Here is a 13,785-nt window from a genome sequence, read left to right as displayed (position 1 = left end):
CGGCGCCGGTGGGGAAGGGGCTTTTCTCCCTTCCCCACCGGCGCAACGTACGCAAGGGGGCCTACGCGGGGCCGACTGCCTGTTCCAGGGCTTCCAGGACGGTGTCGCGGAACAGCGTGGCCTTGTACCCGGTCTGCGGCAGCGGCCGGCAGCGGGCGAGCACCGTTGCGGCCGCCGCGGCGAGGACCTCGGGGGTGGCCTCGCGGCCGATCAGTACGGCCTCCACCTCCGGCAGCCGCAGCGGGACGCGTGCCACCCCGCCCGCCGCGACGGCGGCGTGCGTGACGGTGGCGCCGTCGAGCGCGAGCCGGGCGGTGGCTTCGACCAGGGGCCATTCGGCGTGGGCCCGGCTGATGGCCCGGTGGCAGGCGGCGCGTTCGCCGGGCAGGGCGGCGGGCAGCCGGACCGCGGTCAGGATGCGATGGGGCGGCAGCAGGTGGTCGGCGCGCTGGAGCTGCTCGGCGTCGCCGTCGCCGTACAAGTCGGCGATGCTGCGCGGGGATTCGTCGTGGATCTCGACCTCGGCGTCGTACGTGAGCAGGGCCGTCGCCAGGGTGGAGGGGTGCGGGGTGATGCAGGGGCCGGTTCCGCTGACCACGCCGAAGTGGTGGTCGCCCTCACGCGCGGGACAGCCCGTGCCGCCCTTCTGGAGGCAGCTGACGTGCGGATTGCGGTAGTACCAACAGCGGTTGCGCTGCAACAGGTTGCCTGCCAGGGTGCCTGCGGCGCGGATCTGCGGCGTGGCCGCGGTCCCGGCCGACAGCGCGAGAGCCGGCCAGCCGGCCCGCAGCTGCGGATCCGCGGCGAGTACGGCGAGGGTGGTCAGGGCGCCAATCCGCAGGCCACCGCCGGCCAGTGGCGTGGTGCCGCGCATGCCGTCGGCGCCGTCCGCGCCGTCGAGGTCGGTGAACGGCCCGGGAGAGACCCCGCTGCGCTGCCGGGCGGTGGTGTCGGTGCCACCGCCGCGCAGCTCGCCGCCGCGGGCCAGTACTGCGGCCGAGAGGTGTGTCAGATCGGGCTCAGCGCTCACGTGCCCAGTCCTTCCAGGATCCGGTCGGGGCGGATGGGCATGTCGTACGGGCGCCACCCGGTGGCATCGTGGACGGCGTTGGCCAGGCACGCCGCGGTGGGCAGCGTGGCGATCTCGCCCAGGCCGACACCGCCGCCGGGGACGTGTTCGAAGCCCTCCTGGTGGAAGTGGACGGTGATCTCGGGGGTGTCGCCGATCCCGGGGATGCGGTAGTCCTCCATGTTCTCGGTCAGCACCCGCCCGGTGACCGGGTCGGTGCGCCGCTCCTCGTACAGGGCGTAGCCGATGCCCTGCACGACGGCGCCCTCGCACTGGCTCCGGGCCAGCCGCTCCTCGTGGATGCGGCCCGCCGAAATGCCGCTCCACACGCTCAGCGGGCGGATGCGGCCGAGCCGCGTGTCCACCTCGATCTCGGCGACCTGGACGGATCCGGTGAAGCCCCGGCCGATGGCGATACCGCCCAGGGTGAAGGGGGTCACGAAGCCCCGGCGGTCGCGGGGGCGCCGCCCGGTCACCCGCACGCCGTGCGCCGTGCCGAGGCGGGCGGCGACGTCACCGCCGCCGAGCGCGTCGCGCAGCCGGACGGCGGCGTCCGCGGCGGCGGGCACGATGGAGGGCGTGGTGCGGCTGCCGCCGGAGGTGGGGCCGTGGACGGTATCGCTCCGGCCGATCTCGGCGCGGACCTTCGCCTCCGGCAGGCCGAGCTCCCGGGCAACGGCCCGGCGCAGCACGGTCCGCGAGCCCGTGCCCATGTCCTGCACGGCGCAGCGGGCGACGACGATCCCGTCCTCGACGGTGAGCTCGACCTCGGTGACGGGGTCGAGGAAGTACATCCAGTTGGCCGCGGCGACGCCGACGCCGCGGCGGAACCGTCCGGTGCCGCCGCGGGGGCCCGACCAGACCGGAAGGGCCGCGGCCCGGTCGTAGAGGGCGTGCCGCTTGGGGTTGCCGTCCCAGCGGCGGCGCAGGGCGATCGGGTCCTGGCCGAGCCGGTGGGCCATCTCGTCGACGGCCTGCTCCAGGGCCCAGCACATCGTGGGTCCGCCGGGGCCGCGGAACGGGGCGCCCGGAGGCCGGTGGGTGACCGTGTCGAAGTCGCGGAGGCGGCGGGGGGCCTTGCCGTACATGAACCGGGCCAGTGCCGCCACGGTGCCGCCCACCGCGACCCCGCCGTCGTTGTCCGCGTCCATGGCGAGCGCGCTCAGATCGCCGGCCGCGTCCGCGACCATCGCGAGCCGGATCCGGGTGCCGGGCCGGTATCCGCCGTCGGTGAGCTCCTCGTCCCGGTCCAGCACCACCCGTACTGGGGCGCCGTGCAGTCGGGCCAGCTCCGCCGCGGCGACGACGTCGGTGGTCAGCCCCATCTTGCAGCCGAAACCGCCGCCCACGTGGACGGCCTTCGCGACCACCCGGTCCACGGGCACGCCGAAGCGCTCGGCGGCGAGCTCGGCCACGCGTTTCACCGACTGTGTGGACACCTCCAGGTGCAGTGAGCCGTCGAGCCACTGGGCCAGGCAGGCGTGCGGTTCGAGCGGGGTATGGGTCTGCGGGGCGGTGGTGAACACGCCCTCCACCACTCTCTCGGGGGTCCGGATCCGGGCCTCGGTGATGCGGCGCACGGCCGTGGCCGGGCGCTTGCTCATGGCCGAGGGGCCGCGCAAGTTGCCGCGCCAGCGGGCGGGCACCAGCTGAGGGGTCTCGCCGGACCCCGGCGCCCGCTTGCGCGCCGCCTTGTCCTCGTAGACCAAGGGACCTTCGCCCGTTCGGGCCCGACGTGCGTCCAGGGCCGCCGGCAGCACTTCGTAGTCGACCGTGACCCGTGCAGCGGCCGCCCGTGCGGCGGCCCGGTCCGGCGCCGCGACCGCGGCCACCGGCTGCCCGACGTAGCGCACGACGCCGTCGGGGGGCAGCAGCGGCACCAGCGGTACGTCCCCGGCCTCGAGGGAGCGTACGTGCGCGTGCGCGTGCGGCGAGCGGATGACCACTCCCTCCAGCAGTCCTTCGGGCCGCAGGTCGGTGGTGTACCGGGCCGATCCGTCGGTCTTCTCCGGGGCCTCGGTGCGCGAGGTCACCGGTGTCTCGCCATCGGTCGGCGCCGTGTCGTGGTCGCCGGCGCAGGCCGCGGCCACCGCCCGGAAGATCCCTTCGTACGCGCCGCAGCGGCACAAGTGGCCCGCCAACGCGTCCGCGATCTGCGTCCGCCCCGGCCGGGTGCGGCCGTGCGCGGCCCGCCAGCGTTCGCAGAACGCCGCTGCCTCGACCACGAAGCCGGGCGTGCAGTAGCCGCACTGCAGTGCGTCCTCGACCGCGAACGCACGCATCACGGGGTGGCCGGACAGGCCCTCCACCGTCGTCACCCGGCGGCCCGCCAGCCGGACCGCCGGGGTGAGGCAGGCGACCCGGGGCTCACCGTCGACCTGGATCGTGCAGGCCCCGCAGACCCCGCCCGCGCAGACCAGTTTGGTGCCGGTCAGACCGAGCCGGTCGCGCACCACTTCCACGGCGGCCGGATCGTCGTCCACGTCCACCGCGCGCCGGGCGCCATTGACCTCGAACTCCACGAGACGCACTCCTCCACCATGGGGGTGGTGACCGCCGGGGCCTCGCGCTCACCTTCACGCTCCTTGATATCCCGCTCCCCGGGTCGGCGCAGTCCGGCGTCCACCGCCGGTGGACGGCTCGCTCAACCGTTCCCGTCACGAGCAGGCCGGCCGCGGTTACGTCACGAGAGCACCGGGGACGACGACCCGACCCGGCTGGCCGAGATCGTCGAGAGTCTCCGGCGCCGCATCGACGGGATCGCCGGCCCCTGCCTGCGCGCCACGCCCCCCACCGTCGTCCTGCCGCACCGGCCGGCCGGTCGTGCGGCGGCCGGGCCGGGGGCAGCACACAGGGGGTACCGGTGCTGCTCCTCCGGAGCGCCCGATGGTCAGTGGCCCGGGGCGGAGGCGCCGTCCGGGGCCGGGGTGTCGCCCTGGTCGCGCATGCCCCACGGGGACCCGTACGCGGTGAGCAGGTCGAGGAAGGGAAGCGGCGGCAGGGCCTCGGGGCCCAGCACACCGGCCTGCGACCAGACGCCGGTGGCGAGGAGTTCGAGGGCCACCACCGGGTTGACGGCGGTCTGCCAGACGACGGCCTGGGAGCCGTACTCGCGCATGGACCACTGGTTGTCGACCACGTGGTAGAGGTAGACCTCGCGGGGCAGGCCGTCCTTGGTGCCCTTGACCCAGGTGCCGGCGCAGGTCTTTCCGGTCATGCGGTCCCCGAGGGTCGCCGGGTCCGGCAGGCAGGCGGCGACCACGTCGCGGGGCGAGACCCGGACCTCGCTGCCGTCCTCACCGCGGACCGCGACCCGGTCGGTGGAGTCCAGGCCCAGGGCGTGCAGGGTCTTGAGCTTGCCGATGAAGTCGTCGCCGAGGCCGTACTTGAAGGTGACCCGGCGGGCCCCGACCCAGCGCGGGACGAGCAGGACCTCCTCGTGTTCGACGTTGACGCACTCGACGGGGCCGATGCCCTCCGGGAAGTCGAAGACCTCCGGCTCGCTGAAGGGCTCGGTGGTGAACCAGCCGCGCTCGCGCTCGTAGACCACCGGAGGGTTCAGGCACTCCTCGATGGTCGTCCAGATGTTGAAGGACGGGGCGAAGTCGTGGCCCTCTACGGCCAGGTTGGCGCCGTCGCGGATGCCGATCTCCTCGATGTCGTCGAAGAGCTGGTCGGCCGCGTAGCGCGCGAAGACGTCCGAGAGGCCCGGTTCGACGCCCATGCCGACGAGGGCGAGACGGCCCGACTTCTCCCACTCCCCGGCCCGTTCGAACTGCTCGTCGCCGAGCTTCACCCCGCATTCGCTGTGCGGGTGGTCGGGGTGCGGCCGGGAGAGGGACATGGCCATGTCGAGGTAGTGGCTGCCCGCCGCCAGCGCGGCGTTGAACAGGGGCATCACGAAACGCGGGTCGGTGGCGTTCATCAGGACGTCGCATCCGCGCTCGGTGAGCAGCCGGGTGACCGCCGCCTCGTCGGAGGCGTCGACGCGGCAGGCGCTGAACCGCTGCTCCTCGCCGCCGAGGGCGGCGACCGCGGCCTCGGCGCGGGCCAGGTCGTAGTCGGCGACAAGGATGTGGTCGAAGAAGTCGCGGCGGGCGGCGATCTTGGTGATCGCGCTCCCGACACCGCCGGCACCCACAAGCAGAACACGCATGGCGAGGTCCTTTCTCGGTGAGGCGTGCGCCTCAGGGGACTGATGGAAGCGGTCGCTCCGAGTTAAGGTCAATGGTGTTGGCATAAGGAAGGGAGAGCGGGCGATGGCGAAGGACGTGGTCCCGGAGGAGGCCCGCAGGCGGCGGCGCCCCACCCGGCAGGGGACGGTGCTCTCCGAGCGGTTGATCGTCGAAACGGCCCTGCGGATGGTGCGCGAGCACGGCAGCGCGGGCCTGTCCGCCCGGCGGCTGGGCGCCGCCCTGGGGGCGGACCCCAGCACCCTGTACCGGTACTTCGACGGCATGGACGGCCTGACCCTGGCCATCGGCGAGGAGCTGATCGGCCGGGCGCTCGCCGGCTGGGTCCCCACCGGGCAGTGGCGCGACGACCTGCGCTCACTCGGGCTCCGCATCCACGGCGCCTACCTCGCGCACCCACAGGCCGCGCTGCTCACCGCGAGCCGGGTGACCGGCCGGCCGCGTGAGATCGCCGCCGACGAGGCGATCCTCGGCAGCCTCCGCGGCGCGGGGTTCGCGGACGAGGACGCCGTGCGGATCTACCACGCCTACGTCGACCAGTCCCTGGCCTTCGCGGCGCTCGACGCGGGACCCCTCGCGCTGTCGGAGAAGGCGCGCGAGTCGGACGAGGAGAGGTGGGAGTCGACGTACGCCCGGCTGCCGGCCGACGAGTACCCCAACATCGCGGCCACCGCCGGGCTGCTGGCCGCCCGCATGCCGCACAGCGCCTACCCGGTCGCGCTGGAGATGCTGCTGGAGACCGCGGAGAGGCAACTGGCAGACTCGGCCCGCAGATCCGGGCGCGCGACGGGCACCACTGCTGCCGGGGGCGCGGGCGGCGTGGGCCGGTCCGGAGGGCGGCGCCGGGGACGGAACGGGGGGCAGGAAGGAGGGCAGGACGGAGGGTGAAAGGGCGGGCCGCGCGGCTGACCGGGCGCGCTTATGCCAACACCATTGACCCCCTGTACGGCGCACGGGTTTCCTCATCGCATTCACGCCCCGTTCACAGTGCACCAGTGAGGGACCATGGTCGAAGACACCCCGCGGACGCCGGCCGCCACCGCCACGCTCAGACCGAACGCGATCGGGTTCGTCGACGCCCTCGCCATCGGCCTCAACGCCACTTCGCCGGCGTACTCACTGGCTGCCGTGATCGGGCCGATCGTCGCCCTGGTCGGTGTCCACGCCCCCGGGGTGATGCTCGCGTCCTTCGTTCCGATGGTGCTCATCGCCTCCGCTTTCTACTACCTGAACCGGGCCGACCCCGACTGCGGCACGACCTTTTCGTGGGTGACGCGTGCGCTGGGTCCCACGACCGGCTGGCTGGGCGGTTGGGCGATCACCATGACCGGGGTGCTGGTGGTCGGCTCGCTCGCCGACGTGGCCGTCAATTTCGGCCTGCTGGCCGTCGGCCTGGACGGCTGGGCCGACAACGCCCTGATCCGCCAGGCGCTGACCGTGCTGGTGATCGTGACGATGGCAGCGCTGTGCGTCCGGGACACACAGGCAGCCGCCCGTCTGCAGAACGTCCTCGTCCTGCTGCAGACCCTCTGCCTGTTCGTCTTCGCGGCCGTGGCCCTGTACCGGGTCTATTCGGGCACCGGCTCCCTCGACGCGCTGCGGCCGTCCGCCGGCTGGCTCGACCCCTTCGGGGCGGGCGGCACGGCGCTGACCGGCGGGCTGCTCCTCGGTGTCTTCGTGTACTGGGGCTGGGAATCGGCCGTGAACCTCACGGAGGAGACGACGGACCCGTCCTCCGCCCCCGGCAGGGCCGGCCTCTGGTCGACGGTCGTCCTCCTGGCCACCTACGTTTCCGTGGCCTTCGCCGTCGTCGCGTACGCCGGCACCGGCTACCTCACCGCGCACGCCGACGACGAGGAGGCCGTCTTCGCCTCCCTGGCCCGCGAGGCCCTCGGCGGCTGGGACTGGATCGTCCTCCTCGCCGTCGCCACCTCGGCTCTCGCCTCGACCCAGACGACGATCATCCCGGCCTCGCGCACCGCACTGTCCATGGCCCGCAGGCACGCCCTCCCGCGCCGCTTCGGTCGGATCCACGGCCGGTACCGCACCCCCGCCGTCAGCACCTGGTGGGTCGCGGGCACGGCCACCGTCTGGTACCTGCTGATCCACCGGATCAGCGAGAACGCCCTCGCCGACTCCCTGACGGCCCTCTCCCTGCTGATCGCCTTCTACTACGCCCTCACCGGCATCGCCTGTGCGGTCTACCACCGCCGCCGGCTCACCGCGGGAGTGCGCGAGTTCCTGTTCATCGGCGCCGGCCCGCTCATCGGCGCGGGGATGCTGGTCTGGCTGCTGGTCGAGTCGGTCATCGACATGGCCGACCCGGCGAACTCCTCCGGTGGGACGTCCTGGTTCGGTCTCGGTCCCCCGCTGGTCATCGCCCTCGGTCTGAGCCTCGCAGGGGTGCTGGTGATGCTCGCCAGGCGCGCGGCGTCCGGGGCGTTCTGGGCCGAGCGCCCCGGCGTCCACGAGGAGTCCGCGGGCCGGCCGGACGGGACGGATCGTCCGGATGCGCCGGAGGAGACGGAGGGGATGGGCGAAATGGACGACGAGCCGGCCCGGCCGGTCGCTCCCGCCGCACGGGGATGAACTCCGCAGAGTCGTACGGGCCGTGACGGGGGGCGGTGAGCCGGCCGGGGCCATTGTCAGTGGCTCGCGAGAGGATCACTGTCATGACGAACCTTTCCGCCGTTGAGGCGCTGTCCAGCATGTCCGGCCGCTCCGAGTACGAGGCCGCGCTCGAGCGCCTGCGCGCCGCCTCGGGGGCGTACTACGCCGACGGCGACAGCCCGATGGACGACGCCACGTACGACCGGCTCCGGCTCGACGTGCTGGCCTGGGAGACCGAACACCCGGGTGACGTCGCCGCCGACTCCCCCACCGGACAGGTCGGCGACGGCGCCGCTCCGGCCGGTGACGTCGCGCACACCACCCGGCTGCTCAGCCTGGACAACGTCTTCCATCCCGAGGGCCTGCTGTCGTGGGGCGAGTCCCTGCAGCGCCGGCTGGGCCGGGCGCCGGTCGGCGGGTTCGCCGTCGAGCCGAAGCTGGACGGCGCGGCCGTGGCGGCCCGTTACCGGGCCGGGCGGCTGGTGCAGATCATCACGCGTGGCGACGGCAGCAGCGGTGAGGACATAAGCCATGTCATCGGGCAGATCGAGGGGCTGCCCGAGCAACTGCCGGTGTCCGCCACCTTCGAGGTGCGTGGCGAGGTGCTGTTCACTCAGGAGCAGTTCGAGACCGCGAACGCGGTCCGCACCGCGCACGGCGCGCAGGTCTTCGCCAACCCCCGCAACGGCACGGCCGGCACCCTGCGGGCGAAGGACCGCCCCTACCGGCTGATGATGACGTTCTGGACGTACGGCGCGGTCGAACTGGACGGGGAGCCGTTCCTGCCCGCCGGAGCCACGCACGCCGAGGTCCTGGCCGAGGTCGCCCGGGCCGGAGTGCGCACGACGGCGGACACGCCGGCCGGGCTGCACGTGGTCGCCACGCTCGAAGAGGCCCAGCAGCGGGTGGACGAGATCGCCGCCATGCGCCCCGGGCTGCCGTTCGGCATCGACGGAGTCGTGATCAAGGTCAACGACGCGGCGGAGCAGGAAGCCGCGGGGCTGGGCAGCCGGTTCCCCCACTTCGCCGTCGCCTTCAAGCTCCCTGCCGTCGAGCGGCAGACCGTGCTGGAGGACGTGGTGTGGGAGGTCGGCCGGACGGGAGTGCTCGCACCGACGGCCGTACTCGCCCCGGTCCTGATCGACGGATCGACGGTGACCCGGGCCACGCTGCACAACCCGGCTGACATCCGGCGCCGTGACCTCCACCTGGGCGACACCGTGACGGTCTACAAGGCGGGTGACATCATTCCGCGCGTCCAGGCCGCCGTGGTCCCGCTCCGCCCGGCCGGAGCGACGGAGGTGCCGCTGCCCCAGGAGTGCCCCAACTGCGGCGGAGAGATCAACAAGACCCAGGAGAGGTGGCGCTGCGCCCAGGGCGCGGCCTGCGCCCTTCCGGCCCTCATCGAGTACGCCGCCGGGCGCGAGATGCTCGACATAGACGGCCTGGGCAGAACGTACGTCAAGGCCCTGGTCGACGCCGGTGACGTGGCGGACGTCGCCGACCTGTTCACCCTCTCCCCGGAGCAGCTCACCACCGCCTCCGGCAGCGCCAAGCGGGCCGCGAAGCTTGCCGAGCAGATCGAGGCGGCGAAGACCCGCCCGCTGAGCCGCGTCGTCTGCGCGCTGGGCGTTCTGGGCACCGGACGCAGCATCTCGCGCCGCATCGCCCGGCACTTCGGCACGATGGACGCCGTCCGCCAGGCCGATGCCACGGCCATGCAGGCCGTGGACGGCATCGGTCCGGAGAAGGCGCCCGTCATCGTCGAACAGATAGCCGCCCTGGCCCCGGTCATCGACAAGCTGGCCGCGGCGGGGGTCAACATGAACGAGCCTCAGGAGCAGGCGGCGACGCAGGACTCGGGGCCGCTGGCCGGCAAGGTCGTGGTGGTGACCGGGAAGATGACCGGCGCGCTGGAAGGCCGGGGACGGGACGCGATGAACGTGCTGATCGAGAAGGCGGGCGGGCGCGCGGGCAGCAGCGTCAGCCCCAAGACCTCCATCCTGGTCTCCGCGCCGTCCGCGAGCGGCAAGCCGAGCTCGAAGGCCGTCAAGGCCGCCGAACTCGGCGTCGAGGTCCTCACTCCGGAGGCCTTTGCCGAACTGGTCGCCGACTTCCTCGCCTGATCCGAGCTCCCCCGGCCCGGACGGGCCGGGCCGGGCCCGGGTCAGGCGTCCAGGGGCTGCCAGGCCGGGCCGGCGCCGTCCCGCCGGACGTGTCCGAACACCACGTCGGCGAAGTGGACGCCGAAGCCGATGGTGCCGGGTTCCGCCAGCTCGGCGACGAGGCGGCGGCGGTGGTCGGCGGTGAGGGCGCCGTCGTGGTCGAAGCCCGAGGACCATTCGGGGTGGTCGATCTGGATCGGTGAGTGCACGGCGTCACCGAAGGCGATCAGACGCCGCCCGCCCCCGGTGATCACGTACTCGGCGTGCCCCACGGTGTGGCCGGGGGTGATCCGCACGTGCACGCCGGGGAAGACTTCCTGCCCGTCCGTGACGGTGCGCACGCGCTGGGCGAGTGCCGCGACCTGTTCGGTCATGCCCTGCGCCTCCAGGAGGTCGCGCCGGTCCCACTCGGGCTCGGATATCAGGTAGTCGGCGCCGGTGAACACGGGCCGGTCGGCGCCGGGCGCAGGGTGACAGGCCCAGCCGAGGTGGTCGGCGTGGAGGTGGGTGAAGGCCACCGCTTCGATGTCCTCGGGGCGGCGCCCGAGCTCGGCCAGGTTGCGCGTGAGCGCGCCGCCCCGGATCGCGGCGAGCGGGCCGTCCGGAGCCTCGTGCGTCTGCGGGCCGAAGCCCGCGTCGATCAGCAGCGCGCGGCCGTCGTGCTCCACCAGCAGACCGCCGACGCTCCCCACGAGGTGGCCCGTCCCGTCCAGGTACTCCGGGTGCTCGGCCCACACCTCGTCGGTGGTGTCCTGGAGCAGCTGCAGCGGCCGGAGCCGTACATCGCCGTCCGGCACGTACGACACCTTCGTGTCCCCCAGCCAGATCGAGCGGATTCCCGCCGGACGGCGCAGTCGTTCGTCCTGTGCCACCGTCACATCAGCCATGAATGCATCCTTCTGAGTCGTCATCAGGTCACCGCGGCACGTCTTCCCGCAGCGACGACGCCCACCATAAACATCAAGTTCGAATCATTCAAGCTAGAAATGTTTCTGCTTGACGGACTTGCTAGGGTGGTGGCATGACGACGCCCCCGGAGCTGCAGGCCATCGCCGAGCGACAACTGTGCGGCCTGGTGAACGGGCTGGCCCAGCGGATCGCCGAGCACGTGCGCGAGCGCGCCACCTCCCTGGGCCTCACCGCGTCCCAGGCGACCGCACTGCGGGAGATGAGCGGGCCGATGACCATGCGGGAGCTCGCCGAGCGCATGAGCTGCGAGCCCTCCAACACCACCTTCGTCGTGGACAAGCTGGAGAAGCAGGGCCTGATCGAGCGCCACCCGCACCCCACCGACCGCCGCGCCAAGCACCTCGTCCTCACCGCCGAGGGCACCGCGCTGCGCGAGCGACTGCTGGCACTCCTCTCCGTCGACTCCCCGCTGTCCGGTCTCACACCGCAGGACCAGCAGGTGCTGCACGCCCTGCTGGAGCAGGCCATCACCCGCCGGTGAGCCGTCCCGCGACGACCCGGTGACCCGGACCCTGCCGCGCGCTGCGATCCCGAGCGCGAGTGAGCACGCCCGCCGCTCCTGGACCGCCCGGCCCGAGCGCCTTGATCCACCGTCATTTCCCGGCATCCGGAACCCGGTTCGCCGACGGGCGCCGGCACCGCGGCCGAACCGGTCGAGGAAGTTCCGGAGCCGCGGATAGGCTGAGGCCATGCCTGCCCCGAACACCCCCGCACCGGGCCCGCTGCGCCTGGCCCCCGTCACTGCCGCCAACTTCGACGCGGTCTGCGCGATACAGGTACGCCCCGACCAGGCCCACCTGGTCTCCCCCGTGATGAAGTCGCTCGCCGAGGCGTACGTGCACACCACGGCGGCCTGGCCGCGGGCCGTCGTCGACGGCGACGAGGTCGTCGGCTTCGTGATGGCCTTCCACGACATCGTCTGGGACCCCGCCGCCGATCCCGACGACCGGCGCAGCGGTATCTGGCGCCTGAACATCGACGCCCGCCACCAGGGCAAGGGCTACGGCCGCTTCGCCGTCCACGCCGCCACCCAAGAAATCCGCGCCCGCGGCGTCCACCACGCGTACGTCAGCTGGCACACCGGCACGAACAGCCCCGAGCCCTTCTACCTCGGCCTCGGCTTCCGCCCCACCGGCGAACTGAGCGGCGACGAACGCGTCGCCGTGCTCACCCTCGCCCCGGACAGGTCCTGACGAGCGGGCTCGATCCGGGCCCGCCGGGCGATCCGGGAAATCTGCTCCGCAATTGACAGTTGTGGGCCGGCAACGACGGGGCGATGGATGATGACCCCGACATGGCCGGAGCTCGTACAGGGATGCGCTCGTGTCCGCAGCCTTCGCGGCAGTGCGGACGGTGGCTGCGGGCTGCCGTGTTCACTCTGCTCAGCTCGGTGTTGGCAGTCGTAGGTCATCGCCTGGCCTCGGAGGGGCCGGTGCCCTGGCAGCGGGCGGCCTTCGGGGTGCTGGCCGTCTTCGCCGTCTCCTACCCCGTGGCCCGTCCGTTCCTTCCTGGCCGGCGCGTGCTGGCGGCGACCGGGCTGGCCCAACTCCTGCTGCACTGGGCCCTGTCCACGCGGAGCGGGCTCCGCCACGAGCACGCCGCCGCAGACGACGGTGCGTCGGCGATCGGGTATACGGCACACCACGCGGCGTGGGCCATGACGGCGGCCCATGCAGTGGCCGCATGCGCGATGGCTCTGCTCATGTACCACGCCGACCAGGCACTGAGCCGTCTGCCGGAGATGGTGGGCCGATGGGCCCAAGCGGCGGTTGCGGCTGCCGTCGCGGCTTTCGGTTCCAGCCGCCGCCCATGGTTCCGGCCCGGCCTGCGGGCGGTGCCCGTGGCGCTCGGCGGGCTCGCAGTACGGCCCACGGTGATGACGGAGCTCTGTTACGCGGTGGTGCGCCGGGGGCCTCCTGCCGGATGGGCAGGAGACGTTCCCCTGATCCCCGGCGGGCTCCTCACTGCAGGGTGAGGCCCGTCCCGCGTACCGAGAGGGTTCCTCCATCATGAACAGGTCACACGCCCCCATCCAGCTCCACAGGCTGGCCCTTGCGGCCGTCGGCGCCCTGGTGGTCCTGGGCGTTGCTGCCGGACCGGCCGCCGCGCACGCCGAGGTCACCGCCTCCGATCCGCGCGCGCTCGCCGAGAACGTCACGCTGTCCTTCACTTCCGAGGCGGAGTCCGACACCGCGGGAATCGCGGAGTTGCGGGTCGTGCTCCCGAAGGGCATCGCTCCGGATGCTGTGACGCTCAAGGACGCGCCCAAGGAATGGAAGCTGACGGCCACCCCGGACGGGTACGCGATCGGCGGCCCGGCTCTGGCCACCGGCACCGATGCCGAGTACAGCATCACCGTGCGCCAGCTGCCCGATGAGAAGTCCCTCGCGTTCAAGACGCTGGAGACCTACGGCGACGGAAAGATCTCCCGCTGGATCGAGGTGCCCACCAACGGCGAGAAAGTCGACAATCCGGCTCCCGTGCTCGAGCTGAAGGCAGCGGCCCCCGGGGCCAAGCCGTTGGCCCCGAGCCCCTCGCCGTCCCCGACACCGAGCACTGCCGCGTCCGTCCAGCCGCCGGCGGCGGCCCCGTCGCCGCCCGTCGCGTCCGCGAGCGCGGAGGAAGCGGGCAGCAGCACCGGCGTCATCGTCGGCGTGGTCGCCGCCGTGCTTCTGCTCGTCGCTGCCGGCACGTTCTGGTGGGTGCGTCGCAGCGGTAGCCGGGCCTGACCGCCGCGGTCCGGGGCCGGCACACGGCTCACGCCGTACGTCGGCCCCGA

The 13,785-nt window shown here is 73.0% G+C and carries 11 protein-coding genes; 7 read left to right on the top strand and 4 right to left on the bottom strand.

What is annotated here, in order from left to right; all coding sequences use genetic code 11:
- Positions 1–61 precede the first annotated feature (61 nt).
- From ACWGE1_RS16265 to ACWGE1_RS16255, 3 genes are all read right to left on the bottom strand, one after another.
- Positions 62–1,030, bottom strand: a complete 969-nt coding sequence (locus ACWGE1_RS16265) for an FAD binding domain-containing protein (RefSeq protein ID WP_453421156.1) — start codon at positions 1,028–1,030, stop codon at positions 62–64.
- Entirely contained in the window at positions 1,027–3,591 is a 2,565-nt protein-coding gene (locus ACWGE1_RS16260) for a molybdopterin-dependent oxidoreductase (protein ID WP_453421155.1), read from the bottom strand. Before ACWGE1_RS16260 ends, ACWGE1_RS16265 begins: the two co-directional genes overlap by 4 nt.
- A 368-nt stretch (positions 3,592–3,959) precedes the next feature.
- Entirely contained in the window at positions 3,960–5,225 is a 1,266-nt protein-coding gene (locus tag ACWGE1_RS16255; RefSeq protein WP_453421154.1) for a saccharopine dehydrogenase family protein, read from the bottom strand.
- Positions 5,226–5,328: 103 nt separating this feature from the next.
- Between ACWGE1_RS16255 and ACWGE1_RS16250 the strand changes: the two genes are divergently transcribed.
- From ACWGE1_RS16250 to ligA, 3 genes are all read left to right on the top strand, one after another.
- Positions 5,329–6,150, top strand: a complete 822-nt coding sequence (locus ACWGE1_RS16250; RefSeq protein ID WP_453421153.1) for a TetR/AcrR family transcriptional regulator — start codon at positions 5,329–5,331, stop codon at positions 6,148–6,150.
- Between the two features lie 117 nt (positions 6,151–6,267).
- Positions 6,268–7,851, top strand: coding sequence for an APC family permease (locus ACWGE1_RS16245; protein ID WP_453421152.1), 1,584 nt, complete (start codon positions 6,268–6,270; stop codon positions 7,849–7,851).
- An 83-nt stretch (positions 7,852–7,934) separates the two neighbouring features.
- Complete coding sequence (gene ligA / locus ACWGE1_RS16240) at positions 7,935–9,998, top strand: NAD-dependent DNA ligase LigA (protein WP_453421151.1); 2,064 nt, start codon at positions 7,935–7,937, stop codon at positions 9,996–9,998.
- A 41-nt stretch (positions 9,999–10,039) separates the two neighbouring features.
- Here ligA and ACWGE1_RS16235 read toward each other — a convergent pair whose 3' ends face one another.
- Positions 10,040–10,924 (bottom strand): MBL fold metallo-hydrolase, encoded by an 885-nt coding sequence (locus ACWGE1_RS16235; protein WP_453421150.1) that lies wholly within the window; start codon positions 10,922–10,924, stop codon positions 10,040–10,042.
- A 134-nt stretch (positions 10,925–11,058) separates the two neighbouring features.
- Between ACWGE1_RS16235 and ACWGE1_RS16230 the strand changes: the two genes are divergently transcribed.
- The 4 genes from ACWGE1_RS16230 to ACWGE1_RS16215 all read left to right on the top strand — a co-directional run bounded on the left by ACWGE1_RS16230 (position 11,059) and on the right by ACWGE1_RS16215 (position 13,735).
- Positions 11,059–11,487: a MarR family winged helix-turn-helix transcriptional regulator gene (locus ACWGE1_RS16230; RefSeq protein WP_453421149.1), complete on the top strand. Its 429-nt coding sequence runs from the start codon at positions 11,059–11,061 to the stop codon at positions 11,485–11,487.
- A 208-nt stretch (positions 11,488–11,695) separates the two neighbouring features.
- Positions 11,696–12,199, top strand: a complete 504-nt coding sequence (locus tag ACWGE1_RS16225; RefSeq protein ID WP_453421148.1) for a GNAT family N-acetyltransferase — start codon at positions 11,696–11,698, stop codon at positions 12,197–12,199.
- Positions 12,200–12,396: 197 nt separating this feature from the next.
- Positions 12,397–12,981 carry a hypothetical protein gene (locus ACWGE1_RS16220; RefSeq protein WP_453421147.1) on the top strand — a complete coding sequence of 195 codons (585 nt, stop codon included), beginning with the start codon at positions 12,397–12,399 and terminating at the stop codon, positions 12,979–12,981.
- Between the two features lie 34 nt (positions 12,982–13,015).
- Positions 13,016–13,735 (top strand): DUF1775 domain-containing protein, encoded by a 720-nt coding sequence (locus ACWGE1_RS16215; protein ID WP_453421146.1) that lies wholly within the window; start codon positions 13,016–13,018, stop codon positions 13,733–13,735.
- The last annotated feature ends 50 nt before the right edge of the window (positions 13,736–13,785 follow it).

The organism is Streptomyces sp. NPDC054932 (assembly GCF_053610205.1).
Note: the sequence above shows the minus strand (reverse complement) of the source record. Positions and strands in the feature narration are given on the sequence as shown.